The sequence below is a fragment of the Neomesorhizobium albiziae genome, from assembly GCF_900114255.1.
GTDB lineage: Bacteria > Pseudomonadota > Alphaproteobacteria > Rhizobiales > Rhizobiaceae > Neomesorhizobium > Neomesorhizobium albiziae.
The window spans coordinates 126,620-142,923 of sequence record NZ_FOSL01000001.1; the positions used below are offsets into that span (position 1 = coordinate 126,620).

The 16,304-nt window shown below is 62.2% G+C and carries 17 protein-coding genes; 7 read left to right on the top strand and 10 right to left on the bottom strand.

Annotated features, from left to right (window positions below; translation table 11 throughout):
• The first annotated feature begins 3 nt into the window (after nt 1–3).
• The 3 genes from F3H98_RS00630 (at nt 4) to maiA (ending at nt 1,798) form a co-directional block, all read left to right on the top strand.
• Entirely contained in the window at nt 4–417 is a 414-nt protein-coding gene (locus F3H98_RS00630) for a cupin domain-containing protein (RefSeq protein WP_149757240.1), read from the top strand.
• A 193-nt stretch (nt 418–610) separates the two neighbouring features.
• Complete coding sequence (gene soxR, locus F3H98_RS00635; RefSeq protein ID WP_149757242.1) at nt 611–1,060, top strand: redox-sensitive transcriptional activator SoxR; 450 nt, start codon at nt 611–613, stop codon at nt 1,058–1,060.
• An 87-nt stretch (nt 1,061–1,147) separates the two neighbouring features.
• On the top strand, nt 1,148–1,798 hold the full coding sequence (maiA, locus tag F3H98_RS00640) for a maleylacetoacetate isomerase (RefSeq protein WP_149757244.1): 651 nt from the start codon (nt 1,148–1,150) through the stop codon (nt 1,796–1,798).
• Between the two features lie 196 nt (nt 1,799–1,994).
• On the opposite strand, the gene F3H98_RS00645 is transcribed toward maiA, so the two are convergent.
• Nucleotides 1,995–2,264, bottom strand: coding sequence for a hypothetical protein (locus F3H98_RS00645; RefSeq protein ID WP_149757246.1), 270 nt, complete (start codon nt 2,262–2,264; stop codon nt 1,995–1,997).
• Nucleotides 2,265–2,459: 195 nt separating this feature from the next.
• Here F3H98_RS00645 and F3H98_RS00650 point away from each other — a divergent pair, with 195 nt between their 5' ends.
• Together F3H98_RS00650 and F3H98_RS00655 are read left to right on the top strand one after the other, a co-directional pair.
• Nucleotides 2,460–3,626, top strand: coding sequence for an ATP-grasp domain-containing protein (locus F3H98_RS00650; protein WP_149757248.1), 1,167 nt, complete (start codon nt 2,460–2,462; stop codon nt 3,624–3,626).
• 5 nt (nt 3,627–3,631) lie between these two features.
• Nucleotides 3,632–4,408, top strand: coding sequence for an esterase family protein (locus F3H98_RS00655; protein ID WP_149757250.1), 777 nt, complete (start codon nt 3,632–3,634; stop codon nt 4,406–4,408).
• On the opposite strand, the gene F3H98_RS00660 is transcribed toward F3H98_RS00655, so the two are convergent.
• From F3H98_RS00660 to F3H98_RS00690, 7 genes are all read right to left on the bottom strand, one after another.
• Nucleotides 4,405–4,815 carry a type II toxin-antitoxin system VapC family toxin gene (locus tag F3H98_RS00660; protein WP_149757252.1) on the bottom strand — a complete coding sequence of 137 codons (411 nt, stop codon included), beginning with the start codon at nt 4,813–4,815 and terminating at the stop codon, nt 4,405–4,407. The genes F3H98_RS00655 and F3H98_RS00660 overlap by 4 nt on opposite strands.
• The gene (locus F3H98_RS00665) at nt 4,812–5,063 is read right to left on the bottom strand and encodes an AbrB/MazE/SpoVT family DNA-binding domain-containing protein (RefSeq protein WP_149757254.1); all 252 of its coding nucleotides are present in this window, start codon (nt 5,061–5,063) and stop codon (nt 4,812–4,814) included. The genes F3H98_RS00660 and F3H98_RS00665 overlap by 4 nt, the downstream gene beginning before the upstream one ends.
• A 78-nt stretch (nt 5,064–5,141) precedes the next feature.
• Complete coding sequence (locus F3H98_RS00670) at nt 5,142–6,572, bottom strand: sodium:proton antiporter (protein WP_149757256.1); 1,431 nt, start codon at nt 6,570–6,572, stop codon at nt 5,142–5,144.
• Between the two features lie 204 nt (nt 6,573–6,776).
• Nucleotides 6,777–7,619, bottom strand: coding sequence for a poly(3-hydroxyalkanoate) depolymerase (gene phaZ, locus F3H98_RS00675; protein ID WP_244621550.1), 843 nt, complete (start codon nt 7,617–7,619; stop codon nt 6,777–6,779).
• 155 nt (nt 7,620–7,774) lie between these two features.
• Nucleotides 7,775–9,481 carry an alpha/beta fold hydrolase gene (locus tag F3H98_RS00680; protein ID WP_149757258.1) on the bottom strand — a complete coding sequence of 569 codons (1,707 nt, stop codon included), beginning with the start codon at nt 9,479–9,481 and terminating at the stop codon, nt 7,775–7,777.
• Between the two features lie 18 nt (nt 9,482–9,499).
• Entirely contained in the window at nt 9,500–9,967 is a 468-nt protein-coding gene (locus F3H98_RS00685; RefSeq protein ID WP_149757260.1) for a MaoC family dehydratase, read from the bottom strand.
• A 30-nt stretch (nt 9,968–9,997) separates the two neighbouring features.
• Entirely contained in the window at nt 9,998–11,698 is a 1,701-nt protein-coding gene (locus F3H98_RS00690) for a long-chain-fatty-acid--CoA ligase (RefSeq protein ID WP_149757262.1), read from the bottom strand.
• A gap of 259 nt (nt 11,699–11,957) precedes the next feature.
• Here F3H98_RS00690 and F3H98_RS00695 point away from each other — a divergent pair, with 259 nt between their 5' ends.
• Together F3H98_RS00695 and F3H98_RS00700 are read left to right on the top strand one after the other, a co-directional pair.
• On the top strand, nt 11,958–13,430 hold the full coding sequence (locus F3H98_RS00695; RefSeq protein ID WP_149757265.1) for a WS/DGAT/MGAT family O-acyltransferase: 1,473 nt from the start codon (nt 11,958–11,960) through the stop codon (nt 13,428–13,430).
• 195 nt (nt 13,431–13,625) lie between these two features.
• Nucleotides 13,626–14,402, top strand: coding sequence for an esterase/lipase family protein (locus F3H98_RS00700; RefSeq protein ID WP_149757267.1), 777 nt, complete (start codon nt 13,626–13,628; stop codon nt 14,400–14,402).
• Nucleotides 14,403–14,544: 142 nt separating this feature from the next.
• Here the strand turns inward: F3H98_RS00700 and F3H98_RS00705 are convergent, their stop codons facing one another.
• Together F3H98_RS00705 and F3H98_RS00710 are read right to left on the bottom strand one after the other, a co-directional pair.
• On the bottom strand, nt 14,545–15,813 hold the full coding sequence (locus F3H98_RS00705) for an alpha-hydroxy-acid oxidizing protein (RefSeq protein WP_149757269.1): 1,269 nt from the start codon (nt 15,811–15,813) through the stop codon (nt 14,545–14,547).
• A 25-nt stretch (nt 15,814–15,838) separates the two neighbouring features.
• A complete protein-coding gene (locus tag F3H98_RS00710) occupies nt 15,839–16,270 on the bottom strand; it encodes a phasin family protein (protein ID WP_149757271.1) in 432 nt (143 codons plus the stop codon).
• Nucleotides 16,271–16,304 lie beyond the last annotated feature (34 nt).

Sequence of the window (16,304 nt, forward strand, 5' to 3'; positions counted from 1 at the left end):
AAGATGAGCAGGGAACGCAATTTCGTCTATCCCAGGGAGGTTAACACCTTCGCTTTCGACTGGGGCAAGCTGGCGCTGACGGTGGCGCCGGAGGTAAACGGCGCGCATCGCTTTTCCGGCGGCGTCGTCGATCTGGGCACGGGCCAGGGCCATACTCGTCATAACCATCCGGGTGCGGAAGAAATCATCTTCGTGATCTCCGGCAATGGTGAGCAGATGGTCGAGGACGAGAACGGCAACCCGGTGGTCGAAAAGGTCGGACCGGGCTGCACAATCTACGTGCCGGAAAGCCGGTTCCACTCGACGACCAACACCGGCGACGGGCCGATGCAGCTTTTTGTCGTCTATTCGCCGGCTGGTCCGGAACTGGCGTTGCGCGAACTGCCGGATTTCCGGTTGGTGCCGCCCGGCGGCTGAGATGGGCTGAAGCAAGGCAACAGCCTCGCAGCGGCATCGAGAGTTTCGCCGCCGCGAGGCTTGCGGACCGTGCCGCGCCAGTCCTTGCTTTGGGAGCGTTGAAGGGGACCAGCCGGTGCGTCCGGTTGCGATTCCCTGTCTACAAGTTCAAGCGAACTTGAAGTCAAGTGCGAATTCTGATTTTCTCGCCGGCATGACAACCATGCTCACCATCGGCGACGTGGCCCGCCGCAGCGGCATCGCCGCATCCGCCCTGCGTTTCTATGAGGAACGCGGACTGATCACCTCCGAGCGCGCCGGATCCGGCCATCGCCGCTTCCCGCGCGCGGCCCTCCGACGCGTCGCCTTCATCGTCTTTGCACAGAGGGTCGGCCTCTCGCTCGACGAGATCGGCGTCGAACTCGCCAAACTGCCGCCTGACCGGGCCCCGACCGGCCGCGACTGGGAAAAACTATCGGCCACCTGGTCCTCGCGGATAGACGAACGCATAGCCGAACTGCTGCGGCTGAAAGCCGGTCTCAGCGAATGCATCGGCTGCGGCTGCCTGTCGCTGGACCGCTGCAAACTCTCCAACCCGCAAGACCGCGCCGCCGCAAAGGGCACCGGCCCGCGTTATTGGATCGGCGACGACCCGCAAGGCTGACAAGTCTCAGCCGGCCTCAAATCGATTCCGATTTAAGGAAATATGCAGTAGCTCTGCCCGCCCGGCGGCAAACTCTGGAAAGGCCAAATGACCGAAATCGCGCTCCACAACTATTTCCGTTCCTCGACCTCCTACCGCGTCCGCATCGCGCTGGAGATGAAGGGACTGGACTACAAATACGTCGCCCACCACCTGCGCCATGGCGAGCACCGCGAGCCGGCCTATCTTGCCGTCAATCCGCAAGGGCTGGTGCCGGCGCTGGTCTGGACGGACGGCACGCTGCTCCTGCAATCGCTGGCGATCATGGAATTTCTCGACGAAACGGTGCCGGAGCCGCCGCTGCTGCCAGCCGATCCGCTCGGCCGCGCCCGCGTGCGCATGTTGTCGCAGATGATCGCCTGCGACATCCACCCGGTGAACAATCTGAGGGTGCTCACCTCGCTGCGCGCGCTTTACGGCGCCGGTGACGACGACATCGCCAACTGGTTCCGCCATTGGGTCAACGAAACTTTCGAACCGCTTGAAAAAATTCTGGCGTCGAGCCCGCAAACAGGCACGTTCTGCCATGGCGATAATCCCGGCATTGCCGATATCTGCCTGGTCGCGCAAGTCGCCAACAACCAGCGCTTCCACGTGGATATGAGGCCTTATCCTGTGATTGCCCGCATCAACGTCGCTTGCATGGAATTGCCGGCTTTCCGGAAAGCCGCACCCGCCAACCAGCCGGATGCCGAATAGCGGCGCTAGATGACGAAGCTCGAGTTCAGATAATCGGCTGAGGATTCGGATTGGGGCCGGGCGGAGCCGGCGGCTGCTGGTCAGGCACGGGCTGCGGTGCCGGTCGCGGAAAGGGCTGCGGCTTCGGCGGCACCGGCTTGGGTTGCATCGGATCGCTCATCCGGCGTTCCTCCTGTGCGGCTTTGGGCGCGAGAAATCAGGCGAAACTGTATGCCCGCGTACCGTAAAACGCCCGCTCGCATGCATCCATCGCTGCCGTTTCGCTGACGAAGCCGCGCTCCGAATAGAATGAATCGCCAAAGTCGTAGCGATTGTCCTGGATGCAGTACCGGTAATCGCCGTCGAAACGGTGCCTGTAGACGATCAGGCGCTTGTTCTCGGTCACGCGCACCAATTCTCCGGTGGCGGAACGTTCCCAGTCATGTCCGGACCGATGACCGAGCATTCCATTCAGCAGCTCGAACATTTTTTTGTCCTCGATGATAAAAGCTTCAGAGAGACAACGGCAACACCGCAGCAAGGTTCCCCTCATTGCTATCCGGCAGCAGGACGATAGACCCATCGAGGCGATGAAGCGCCGCCTCGGGCCGCTCCCCTTCCCTGTTCTCCCCAAATCAGCCAAACTCTGAGCCGGCCAAACAGGCTCCGAGGGGCGCCAGTGATGAATTTCGTGTTCTTCTCCCCGCATTTTCCCGCCTATGGCGCTGATTTCTGCGACAGGCTGAAAAAGGCCGGCGCCACAGTGCTGGGCATCGGCGACGCGCCCTATGACGCGCTCGACCCCAAGCTGAAAGAGGCGCTGTCGGAATACTACCGGGTGGCCGACATGGAGGAATACGAGCCGGTCTACCGCGCTATCGGACATTTCATCCACAAATGGGGCCGCATCGACCGCTTCGAATCGCTCAACGAGCATTGGCTGGAGCTTGAGGCCAACATCCGTACCGACTTCAACATCTATGGCACCAAGCTCGATTTTGTGAAGAATCTGAAGCGCAAATCGCGCATGCGGGCCTTCTTCCGTAAGAGCGGCGTCGAGACCATCCCGCAGCGGAAATGTTCCGACCGCGCCGGCGCCCTGACTTTCATCCGCCGCGTCGGCTTTCCCGTCGTCGTCAAACCGGATACCGGCTCCGGCGCCAGCAACACCTACAAGATCTCCAACCGCAAGGAACTCGACACCTATCTCACCGAGCGCGAGCCAGGCGTCACCTTCGTCATGGAGCAGTTCGTCGACGGGCTGGTGGTCACCTATGACGGGCTGGTCAACCGTGACGGCGAAGTGATCTTCGCCGCCAGTCATCGCTACGATCAGAGCGTCATGGATGTGGTCAACCGCGACCATCACATGAGCTACGTGTGCCGGCCAACCGTGGAGCCAGCGATAGAGGAAGCCGGGCGAAAGATCCTGAAGGCCTTCGATGTGCGCGAGCGCTTCTTCCACATCGAATTGTTCCAGACGAAGAAAAACCGCATCATCGCGCTGGAGGTGAACATGCGGCCGCCTGGCGCCTGGATGACGGACGCCATCAACTACACCTACGACGTCGACATCTATGCCGAATGGGCCAACATGGTGGTCAAGGATGCCAACGGCGGCCCCTACGAGGGCAAATATTTCACGGCCTACGCCAGCCGCAAGCGCCACATCCGCTATTCCCATGACCATGATGCCGTGCTAGCGGCCCACGGCGACAAGATCGTGCACCATCAGGCGATCGAAGAGGTATTCAGCAAGGCCATGGGACATTACGCCTACCAGATGCGGTCGACCGACCCGGACGCCTTGCGCGCGGCAGTGCGCTTCATCCACGCCGAAGAGGCCTGAGCGCGATGGAGATTTCCTACCATAAGGAGCCGAGCAGCCATCTCGGCCGCGACATGGAATTCAAGCGCTACGGCTATGCCGGACGCCCGGTCGTGGTGTTTCCGACCTCGCAGGGGCGTTTCTACCAGTTCGAGGATTCCGGGGCGGTTGCCGCGCTTGGCGAGTTCATCGACACCGGCCGTATCCAGTTGTGGACTCTCGACGGCATCGACAGCGAGACCTTTTTCGACAAAGGCGGCAGCCTTGACGCGCGCATTGAACGCCATGAAGCCTATTTCCGCTACATCAGCGAGGAGGCCCTGCCCCAATTGCTGCGTGTTTCGGAAAAGTCCAACAGCCGCCGCAAGCTGAAGCCGCTCTTCGCCGGCTGCTCGATGGGCGCCTTCCACGCCTCCAACTTCGTCTTCCGCCAGCCCGACCTCGTCTCCGGCGTGATCGCATTGTCCGGGGTTTACTCGACCAGGGATTTTTTCGGCGAGGCGCTCGACGGCCAGATCTTCTTCAATTCGCCGCTCGACTATCTTCCGGGCCTCACCGACAGAAAGGCGCTCACCCGGCTGAAGGCGTTGCGGCTGATCTTCTGCTGCGGCCAGGGCCGCTGGGAAGAACGCATGCTCGAAGACACGCATGCCCTGGAGCAGATTCTCCGCGACAAAAAGATCCCGGCCTGGGTCGACTATTGGGGCGGCGACGTCGACCACGACTGGCCGTGGTGGCACAAGCAGCTGGTGTATTTCATGGGCCGCTGGCTGGACGACGACCTGCAGAACCGGGTGGCTTAGAGACTGCGGTCTGCCAGCAACCATGCTGACAGCCCTTTCTCGGAAAGCAGGGCCACGGCTTGTTTGTCGAAGGACACAAAGGTTTCCCCGCCAAGCCAATTTCCCTCATAAGCAATGACGCCATCGGCAAAGTCGCCGCCTGCCTCGAGTATCGACAGGCCTGCTTCCACCGCAGGCCGGTTGACCACGAGATTTCCAATGTTGAGCAGAGCCCGCAAAGCGGTGGCAATATCGGTGCGGGGCAGACGATAGACCTTGGCGAGCACCCAGACGAACTCGCATAGGCTCGCCAGTGCCACCGCTATCAGCTCAGCCTGCTTCAATATCTCCTCGGCCGCCCTTGCCTGCTGCTCGTCATCACGCATGACACTGCGAACGAGAACGTTGGTGTCGACGATAATCTTCACTTTTCGCCGGCCCAGCCGCCTGCAATAGCTTCGTTGATCTCTTCGAGCGTAGCGACCTTCCTGGATTTGCCGGCGAGCAAACCGACAAAATCATCGATTGTGCCTGTAGGCCGCGCGGCTTGAACCGAAATTCGTCCGTCCGGCAATTTATCGATTTCGATCTTCTGCCCGGGTCCGACACCCAGATGCTGCAACAAGTCCTTGCGTAGAGTGACCTGCCCTTTCGCTGTAACGGTCAGTATCGTCATGACGCGCACACACCCATTCGTTCCATGGCAGGAATGTAATGCATAAATGCCTTACATTCAACTTCCGGGATTGGCATGTTAGAAAAACAGCCACCCTGCGATCAGGAAAGTCGGGATCAGCACCGCCCCCGACCACAGCATGTAGCCGAAGAAGCTCGGCATCGCGACGCCGCGCTCGCGGGCGATGGCATAGACCATGAAGTTCGGTGCGTTGCCGATATAGGTGTTGGCGCCCATGAACACCGCGCCCGTCGAGATCGCCGTCAGCGTCGTGGCAAGGGTTGTCATCAGGTGCTGTGGGTTGCCGCCGGCGAGTTCGAAAAACACCAGATAGGTCGGCGCATTGTCGAGGAACGACGACAGCGCGCCGGTCATCCAGAAATAGGCGAGATCGTTGGGTGCGCCGTCCGGCCCACTGACCAGCGCCACCAGCGGCGCCAGCGCGCCGTCCATGCCGGCCTTCAGGATGGCGATAACCGGGATGATGCAGACAAAGATCGCCGCGAACAGTTTCGCCACTTCCAGTATCGGGCCCCAGTTGAAACCGTTGGCCTGCCGGTATTCCTTGCGTGAGATGGCAAGCGAGACCAGCGCCAGGACGACGATGATGGCGTCGCGCACCAGATTCTGCAGCTCGACATGAACCCCGAAGACGTCGAGCGAGATGCCAGGTCTCCACGTCGCGGAAAGCAGGATGGCGCCAATGACGCCGGCAAGCAGCGGCAGGTTCGGCAAGCCGCGGATGCGGATTTTCGAATCCGGGGTCGGATCCTTGATCTTCGGCTGGCCTTCCTCGCGGCGATGGAACCAGAGGTCTAGTGCAAAGAAGACGGCGAGCACCACCGCGCCGACAAACAGCGTCTCGGTCAGCAGATGTTGCGTCGTCCAGAAGAAGTCGACGCCGCGCAGGAAGCCGACAAACAGCGGCGGATCGCCGAGCGGTGTGAGCGAGCCGCCGATATTGGAAACCAGGAAGATGAAGAAGACCACGACATGGGCGTTGAACGGCCGGTTGTCGTTGGCGCGGATCATCGGGCGGATCATGATCATCGAGGCGCCGGTGGTGCCGACCACCGAGGCCAGCAAGGCGCCGATCAGGAGCAGCAGCGCGTTCGTCGCCGGCGTGCCGTGGATGTTGCCGGCGACCAGGATGCCGCCCGAGATGGTGAACAGCGCGAACAGAAGGATGATGAAGGAGAGATATTCCAGCAGCACGGTATGCAGCACGGAAACCAGCGCGGTGTCGAAACCGAAGAAAAACGCCATCGGCACCACCACGAGCGCAGCCCAGAAAGCGGCGATCTTGCCGTAGTGGTGTTCCCAGAAATGCGGATAAAGCAGCGGCCCGGTGGCGATCGACAGGAGCAGCCCGGCAAACGGCAGCGCCCAGATCAGCCCCATGGCAGCGCCCGGCAGTTCATGCGCCTCGGCGGCAAGAGCTGGTGAAGCGAGCACGGCCGCCAAGCATGTGGTGATTGCAAACGCCGCCGCACTGCCAGAAAACCGCATGAATGCCCCACCTCCTGTTGCCTGCCAACTGGCATATGAGAGCCGGTCTGTCGAGCTTGCGATGAGAGCATGATCCCGAAAAGTGGACGCCGGTTTTCGGAAAAGATCATGCTTCAATAAAGAGATAGAGATCCATTTCGAACCAATCGAAATGGATCGGGCTCAAGCGTGGCCGGCGAAGGGCTGGCTGCGGCAGGCCCGCCCCTACTCCCCTTCCCGCAAAAATCCCTCGATCATCTCGGCGCACAGTTTGGGCTTGGTCACCAGGAACATGTGGCCGTCGTCGATCAGTTCGAGGCGTGAATTGGGAATCATCTTGTTAAGCAGACGGGCGTTGATGACGGGCACCAGCGGATCGTCGGTGCCGGCCATGATGAGCGTCGGCTGGCGCAGCAGCCACAGCCACGGCAGACTTGTCCAGCCGGTCATGGCGAAGAGTTGCAGCATGTAGCCAACTTGCGTCGCGCCTTTCATGGCCGCGGCGTGACGGTTGATCAGCGTCGGGTCCTTGCGGAACTCGCCGCCATAGATCTCGGCGGCGATCGAGCGCATGTAGCCGGGATCGGTATAGCGGCGCGGGCTCGCCATCTTGGCCAGCACGTTCGGCGCGCCAGGCACCATCGTGATGCCGGGCGCGGTGGCGGCCAGAACCAGCTTTCGGCAGAAGCCGGGATATTGATAGGCAAACTGCTGCGCCAGCCCGCCGCCCCACGAGACGCCGGAAACGTCGATCCTGTCATGGCCGAGCATTTCGGCAAGCCGCTTGGCAAGCCGCGCCAGCGTCGAGGGACGATAGGGAAAAGCGGGAGCCGGCGAGCCGCCGACGCCCGGCACGTCGAAAATAATGCCGCCGGTGTCATTCAGCTCGGCCATGAATGGCTCGGCGAGTTCCAGATTGGCGCCGATGCCATTGAACATCATCAGCGGCGGATGTTCGGGCGAACCGTGCTTCACGCCGACGCGCAAAAGCTGGCCGTCGACATCGTAGACCTTGATGTCCATCGAGCCGTTTGCCGGATTTTTCTGCTTTTTCGTTGTTGCCGCCACTATGCCACCCCTACCCTTCCGCGAATGAAGACGTTCCCAAGCTCTCGGTTTCCTCGCTCCTCGATCACCGAGCGAAGCGAGGCGGAGGGGCGCATCACCCCACCCGGGGCCACCCTCCCGATCCTGGGGAGGAAGTGGCGCCGAGCCAAACTGATTTACGCCTCGAAAATATAGGTTCCCGGAGCCGGGCCGAGCGGTTTGTATTTGGCGTTGCCGGCCTTGGCGGGCGCGTCGATCTCGTCGCCCGAGCGTTTTTTGAGGAAGTCCGCCCAGTCCAGCCACCAGCTGCCCTCGTGTTTGGTGCCGGTCGCCGTCCAGGCGTCGGCGTCCTTTTCCTTGGTCGTGCCCTTGACGTACCACGCCTTGGGATTGCCGGGCGGATTCAGCAGGCTCTGCAGATGGCCGGAATTGGAAAGAATGAAGGTGGTCTTGTCGCCATAGATGCGGGCGGTCTGATAGACTGCCTTCCACGGCGTGATGTGATCGGTGGTGCCGGCGATCACATAGGTCTCGTGCTTCACCTTTTTCATGTCGATCGGTACGCCGTGGATCGACATCTTCCCGGCGTTCATGAACGGGTTGGTGAAAATCAGGTCCAGAAAGTCGCCGTGCAGCCGTGCCGGCAACCGCGTCGTATCGGCGTTCCAGTAGAGCACGTCGAATGCCGGCGGCTTGTTGCCGAGCAGGTAGTTGTTCACCCAGTAGTTCCAGATCAGGTCGTTCGGCCGCATCCAGGCAAACATCTTCGCCATTTCGTGGCCGTCCAGAATGCCGCGCGCCTTCGACATCTGCTTGGCTGCCATGATCGTTTCTGGCGTCACAAGTGCCGCAAAATCATTGTCGGTGGCAGCCATCGTATCCAGCACGCAGACCGCGAGGATGACGGCGTTGATCTTCTTCAGGTTCTGGCCGGCAAGCCAGGCAACATAGGTCGACAGCGTGATGCCGCCCGAGCAGGAGCCCATGATGTTGACGGTGTCGCTTCCGGTGATGTCGCGTGCTGCGTCGCAGGCTTCGTCGAGCGCGGCGATATAGGTGTCGAGCCCCCAATCGCGCTGTTCCGGCGTCGGGTTGCGCCACGACACGCAATAAGGCTGGATGCCGTTGGCAAGCAGGAAGCGGACCATGCTTTTTTCCGGCGCCAGGTCGACCGAATAGTATTTGTTGATCTGCGGCGGCACCACCAGCAGCGGCCGCTGGAATACCTTGTCTGTGTTGGCCGTGTAGTGGATCAGTTCCAGCACCTCGTTGCGGAAAACCACGGTGCCCGGCGTGTTGGCGAGGTTTTCGCCGACCTTGAACTTCGAAACGTCGACCGAGGACGGCAGCCCGCCGTTGCGGGTCATATCGTCGAAGAAGTTCTTCAGCCCGGCCACCGTGCTTTTGCCGCCACTGTCGACCATGGTCTTCAGCGCTGTCGGGTTGAGCAGCGGGTTGTTGGACGGCGCCATCGCGTCGACGAAGATCGACGTGACCAGCCGCGCCCGCGCCGCGTCGGTGTCGGGAAGGTCGGTCTTGGCGACGAGATCGGTCACCGCCTTGCCCCAGGCGACATAGGATTGCATCAACCCCTTGTGGAGGCCGCTGGTCTTCCAGGCCGGGTCGGCGAAACGCCGGTCCTTGGGATCGGCCTCGATGTCGGATTGTCCGGTGACGATCTTGCCGAACTCGGTGGCGAAACCCATCCATTGCTGGGCAAGCGCTTGCGGCTGGCTGGCCAGCGCCTTCATCACGGTGCCGGCGGCTTTCATCAGGTCTTCGGTGCGCATGCCGACCAGCGGGTTCAGCGCCAGCGTGTTCTGTGCCGCGTCCTCGGCAATCTCATCGGCAAGCGTCTTTTCCGCTTCGGGCTTCTTTGCCATCTGGTTCTCGCTTCCGCTCTACTTGCCCTTGACCAGCATCGCCAGTGTCTCGGCGATCAGCGCCGGCTTGTCCTCGCCGTCGATCTCAATGACATTGTTGGATTTCATCAGATACTGGCCGCCGCCCTTGTCGTCGAACGACATCAGCGTCGAACGCAACCGCACCCTGGAACCGACCCGCACGGGCGCGAGGAAGCGCACCTTGTCGAGCCCGTAATTGAAGGCCGCGGCCGTACCTTTCGGCAGTGCTCCCAGTTCGTAGCTCATCGCGGCGATCAGCGAGAGGGTGAGATAGCCGTGCGCCACGGGCGCCTTGAACGGGCTTTCGCGTTTGGCCCGCTCGACATCGATATGGATCCACTGCCTGTCGCGGGTGCATTCGGCGAACTGGTTGATCATCTCCTGGTCGACGGTCACCCAGCCGGAGACGCCGAGTTCCTTGCCCGCCATGCCGCCCATTGTTTCGAAAGTCAGTGCATCGGCCATTCAACAAATCCTTGTGGGTTCCAGAGAAGGTCAGGCGGCGGGCTTGTCCATGGTTTTTAGCACCTCGTCGCGCAGTTCGCGGCGCAGCACCTTGCCGACATTGGTGCGCGGCAGGTCGGTCCGGAACTCGATGTATTTCGGCTTCTTGTAACCGGTGAGGTTCTTCAGGCAGAAATCGGCCAGCGCTTCCTTGGTCAGCGTCGGGTCCTTCTTCACCACGAACATCATCACCGCCTCGCCGGAGTTCTTGTCCGGCACGCCGACCACGGCGCATTCGGCGACCCCCGGATGATTCATCGCCACGTCCTCGATCTCGGTGGGATAGACGTTGAAGCCGGAGACCAGGATCATGTCCTTCTTGCGGTCTACGATCTTGACGAAGCCGCGCGCGTCCATGATGCCGACATCGCCCGATTTGAAGTAGCCGTCGGGCGTCATCACCTTCTCGGTCTCGTCGGGGCGCTGCCAGTAGCCGGACATCACCTGCGGCCCCTTGATGGCGATTTCGCCGGGCTGGCCCAGCGGCACGTCATTGCCGTCGTCGTCGAGCAAGCGGATATCGACATTCGGCAGCGGCAGGCCGATTGTGCCGGTATAGGCATCGTTGTCCGTAGGATTGCAGGCGATGCCCGAAGACGTCTCGGAAAGCCCATAGCCCTCGACAATCGGGCAGCCTGTCACGGCCAGCCATTTCCTGGCCACCGCCTCCTGCACCGCCGTGCCGCCGCCATTGGCGATCCGCAGTTGCGAGAAGTCGAGCTTGGCGAATTCGGCATTGTTGGCGAGCGCGTTGAACAGTGTGTTGACGCCCGGCATGATGTGGAACTTGTACTTGGCGATCTCCTTCACGGTGCCGGGAATGTCGCGCGGGTTGGGGATCAGCACGTTGACGCCGCCGGTTCGCATGGCAAGCAGCCCACAGGTGATGAAGGCGAAGACATGGTAGAGCGGCAGCGCGCAGATGAAGGTGAGCTGTCCCTCGGTCGGCTTGCGGGTCATCCCGGGCCGCATCCAGGCTTCCGAAGCGAGCAGGTTGGAAATGATGGTGCGGTGGAGCAGCGTCGCGCCCTTGGAGACGCCGGTTGTGCCGCCTGTATATTGCAGCACCGCCACGTCGTCCGGCCCGATTTCCGGTCGGTCGAGCGGCTTGTGGCGGCCGGCGGCGACCGCAGCGTTGAATTTCACCGCGCCCGGCAGCGACCAGGCCGGCACCGCTTTCCTGACGCGCCGCAGCACCAGGTTGACCATCGCACCCTTGGGAAAGCCCAGGAGGTCGCCGATGCTGGCGACGACGACATGCTTGAGAGGTGTTTGCCGGATCACCTGCTCAAGCGTCGTGGCGAAGTTTTCCAGGATGATGATCGCCTGCGCGCCGGAATCCTTGAGCTGGTGCTCGAGTTCGCGCGGCGTGTAAAGCGGGTTGACGTTGACCACGATGAACCCTGGCCGCATCACCGCCGCAACCGCCACCGGATATTGCAGCACATTGGGCATCATGATGGCGACTCGGTCGCCCTTCTTCAGGCCGAGCCCTTGCAGATAGGCGGCAAGGTCGCGCGACAGCCGGTCGATCTCGCCATATGTCAAAGCCTTGTCCATCAGGATATAGGCCTTGTCGTTCCTGTATTTCTGAAAACTTTCCTCGATCAGCGCGACCACGGATGGGTATTGGCCGATGTCGACCTCGGCCGGGACACCAGCCGGATAATGCGCAAGCCACGAACGCTGCATAGCGTCTCTCTCCCGTTGGCCACGTTTTTTTTCAATCTAGACGCGCGTCAAGCACTTGGAAAGCGGGCAGAAGCCGGCAAAGCGGCCAAACCTGAGCGTCAGGTGTTTACGTTGCGGAAGCGTGAAGCGGTCGAAAAGCCGAAGCTCCAGCCGGTTCGCTCGCCGCCTTGCCTTTGCAGGCAATTCGGCGAATGATCGCGAAAAGACGGACTCCACTCAGGCAAGCCCGCCGGCCGAAACGGTCGAGGGAGGAACAAGCATGAAACAGCTCGGCGGCATCGATGCGACGTTTCTCTATATGGAAACGCCGGAGACGCCGATGCACGTGGCCGGGCTGACACTCTACGAGCCGCCGGAAAATTTCTCCGGGTCGTTCTTCGAGCACTTCAAGGAATTCTTCCTCACCCGCATTCACCTGGCGCCGATCTTCGAGAAGAAGCTCGCGCGCACCGTTCTCGAGCTGGACCACCCTCTGTGGGTCGACGCCGGCGAACTCGATCTCGATTACCATTTGCGCCGCGCCACGCTGCCGTCGCCCGGCAGCTGGCGGCAGCTCGAGGAACTGGTCGGCGATCTCCATTCGGTGCCGCTCGACCGCACGCAGCCGCTCTGGCAGTTCACCATCATCGAGGGCCTGGACGACGGCAATGTCGCCATCTACTCGAAGGTGCATCACGCCGCCATCGACGGCGGCGCCGGCATGGCGATCGCCGCCGCCCTCTACGACATGTCGCCGGTGCCGCGCAAAGTGAAACCGCCCCTGGCGAAAAAGCCGGTGCGCAAGCCGTCGATCGAGGAGCGGGCAATCCTCGGCATCAACGACGCGGTGCAGAACGTCATCCGCCAGCAGCTCAACGTCATGCAGGCGATCCCGCAGGTGCTGGGCACCCTGACCGACATGCTCGCCCCGCCGAAAAGCGCCGACGGCAAGCCGTCGGGCGGTTCCGGCATTCCCGCAATCCCGGACGTGCTGGCGCCCAAAACGCCTTTCAACGTTACCATCACCAGCCAGCGCTCCTACGCCGCGCGCGCTTTGTCACTGACCGACGCAAAGACGGTGAGCAAGGCAACCGGCACCAAGATCAACGATGTCGTGATGGCCGTCTGCGCCGGCGCGCTGCGGCCCTATCTCCAGGGCCGCAAGGCGCTGCCGAAAAAGCCGCTTGTCGCTTTCGTGCCGATCTCCTTGCGCGAGCCCGGCAATGCGGACGCCTCCAACCAGGTGTTCGGCATGCTTTGCCCCATCGCCACGCAGATCGAGGAGCCGCTGGAACGGCTGAAGTCGATCCAGAAGACCACCAACGACTCGAAGTCGCTGGCCGGCACGGTCAAGGATGTGTCGCCCAAGGATTTCACCCTGCTTGGCGCGCCGATCCTTTTGCCCGGCCTGGCGCAGCTCTACGGCCGCACCGGCCTCGCCGACCTGATGCCGTCGACGACCAATCTGACCATTTCCAATGTGCCGGGGCCGCCCTTCCCGCTCTACTGTGCCGGGGCGAAGATCCTCGCGATGTATCCGGTATCGATTCCCGTCCACGGCATCGCGCTCAACATCACCGTGCAGAGCTACCAGGACAAGCTCAACTTCGCCATAACCGCCGACCGCCGCGCCGTTCCCGATCCGCAAAAGCTCGCCGACCTTTTCGAACCGGCGCTGGAGGAATTGACCCTGGCGGTAGCGAGCCTGGCCGGGCCGGCGAGAACAGCCGGCAAGAACCAGCCAAGCGCCTGATTGTGCGGCGCACAAGATTTTTTGCATTGCAAAAACAACGGATTACGAAATCCGGCTGACGTTGCGTGATCTGCTTAACTGTTAGCCGCGCTATTATATTTTGGAATGTACTGTTAATCTCGCCGGGACAAGAGTTGCGTGCCGACGAGTAGAAAAAGCTCCGTCAGAGCCGGAGCGTCGCCAACAGGAGTTGGAATGACTGCACAACCGCACGCCATGAAACCGCCATCCCGGCTGCTTTTCGCGCTTGAGCTCAGGAGCCTGCCCGAGCTTGGCGGCTTCGTCGCTTCGCTGCCGCTGCTCACCGCCCTTGCCCCGCGCGGCGACGGCCACCCGGTGCTCGTGCTGCCCGGACTGGTCACCAGCGACCGCTCGACTGCACCGCTGCGCAACTTCCTCAAGGGCCGGGGCTATCCCACCTATGGCTGGAACCTCGGCCGCAACTACGGCCCCTTGCCCGGCATCGAGAACAAGATGCTCGACCGCGTGAAAGAACTTGCCGACAAGCATGGCCGCAAGGTCAGCATCGTCGGCTGGAGCCTCGGCGGCATCTATGCGCGTCAGCTGGCCAAAATGCTTCCGGACGAAGTGCGTACGGTGATCACGCTTGGCAGCCCGTTCAACGGCGACCCGCGCTCCACCAACGCCTGGAAGCTCTACGAATTCACTTCCGGACACAGGGTCGACGACCGCGAGCGCCATATGGGCGGCGCCATCTCGGATTCGCCGCCGGTGCCGACCACGGCGATCTACAGCCGCTCCGACGGCATCTGCGCCTGGCAGACTTGCGTCGAGAACGACCTGCCGCACACCGAGAGCATCGAGGTGGAAGCGAGCCATTGCGGCCTTGGCCATCACCCCGCCGTGGTCTACGCGATCGCCGACCGCCTGGCGCAGCCGGAAGGCCAGTGGAAAAAGTTCGACCGCGGCGGCTTCAAGGCGCTGTTTTATCCCGATCCCAGGCGAAAGTAGTCTTTTTCCTTCTCCCGGTTTACGGGGAGAAGGTGGCTCGTAGGGCCGGATGAGGGGCAGCGCTTGTTCTGCAACGCTATCTTCGCCCCTCACCTGCCTGCCGACATCCTCTCCTCGTAAACAGGGAGAGGAAAGCAGTTCCTCACCCAGCCAGACACTTGCCGTTGAGTTCGCTCATCTTGGTCAGTCCGGACAGCGCCAGCGTCAGGTCGAATTCGGCGACGATGTTGCGTATGACCTCGCGCACCCCGGCCTCGCCGGCGATCGCCAGGCCGTATACATAGGGCCGCCCAACCAGCACGGCGGTTGCCCCGAGCGCCAGCGCCTTGGCGACGTCGCTGCCGGAGCGGATGCCGGAATCGAAGAGCACCGGCATTTTGCCGGCGGCCGCAACGACGCCGGGCAGCGCATCCAGCGTCGCGGTCTCACCGTCCACCTGGCGGCCGCCATGGTTGGAGACGACGATGCCGTCGGCACCATGTTGTTTCGCCAGTTTCGCGTCGTCGGCATGGCGAATGCCCTTTAGCAGGATCGGCAGCTTCGTCATGGCCCGCAGCCGGGCGATGTCGCTCCAGTTCAAGTCGGGCCGCGAATAGGTGGCGGTGAAATGTGCCACGGCCGCGCGCATGCGCCCGACCGGCAGATCGAAAGTTTTGCCCTTGCGGCGCAGGCTGAGCAGCGTATCGACGACGCCAAGGCCACGCGGCCTGACGGCGGTTTGCGGTGGCTTTGCCGGAATTTTCGCCCGGAACACCGGGTCGCTGAGATATTGCGCCAACCCGAGCCCGCGCAGAAACGGCAGATAGGCAAGGTCGAGATCGCGCGGACGCCAGCCAAGCAGCGTCGTATCGAGCGTCACCACGATCGCCTCGCAGCCGGATTTTTCGGCGCGGCTGACGAGCGAGCGGACAAAATCGTCGTCGCTCGACCAGTAGAGCTGGAACCAGCGCGGCGTGTCGCCCATAACGGCCGCGCATTTTTCCATCGGCACCGAGGCCTGGTTGGAGAAGACATAGCCGATGCCTTCCGCCGCCGCAGCCCGGGCAACCGCCAGATCTGCCTCGGAATGCACCATCTCCAGCACGCCGACTGGCGCCAGAAGCACCGGCGCTCGGTGCTTCCGGCCGAGCAGGGTGACGGAAAGGTCGCGCTGTGAGACATCGCGCAGCACGCGCGGCACGAACTGGTGGCGCTCGAAGGCGGCGCGGTTCGCCCTCATCGTGGCTTCGGAGCCGGCGCCGCCGATGATGTAGGCGGCCGCCTCCGGGCTCATGGCGCGCGCCGCCCTCGCCTCCAGCGCGTCAGGCGCCACCGGCACCAACGGCCGAGCGCCGCCGACGCCGGTGACATAGACCTCCATCTGGCGCATGCGGCCGGGCGACGCCGCTGCATTGCCGGCCTTTTCGTCCATCGTCCCCCCTCGAGCTTTCCGGCCGCTACTTGCGCTTCTCGTAGCCTTCGCGGATTTCCTCCATCGCGTCCTTGATGCGCTGGCGCAATATCTCGAGCGACTCGGCTCCCGATTTCTTGACGATTTCAGCCACTTCGCCGGCGTTTTTCACCGTCGTCTCAAACGACTTGCGGGCAAAATCCGCTTGTTTCGCCATCATGTCTTGCGGGTTGCCCGGCACCCTGTAGCTTTGCACCATATCGGTGATCTCGCTGAGGTTCTCCTGCAACATCTCGCGCTGGCGCGCCATCAGCGTGGAAGCGCCGCTCGCCGTCGCCGATGCCGATTTCTGCAGCGCCTCGAGGTTCTTGCGGTGGTGCTCCAGCACCCTGTCGATGTCGATATTGGGCAGTTTCAGATCGTGGCCGAGCTTCGCAAATATGTCCATGAAGGACTCGGATTCCGGTTTCTTCACCATGCCTTCCTCCCTTGCAACGCCGGCGCCCTGGCCG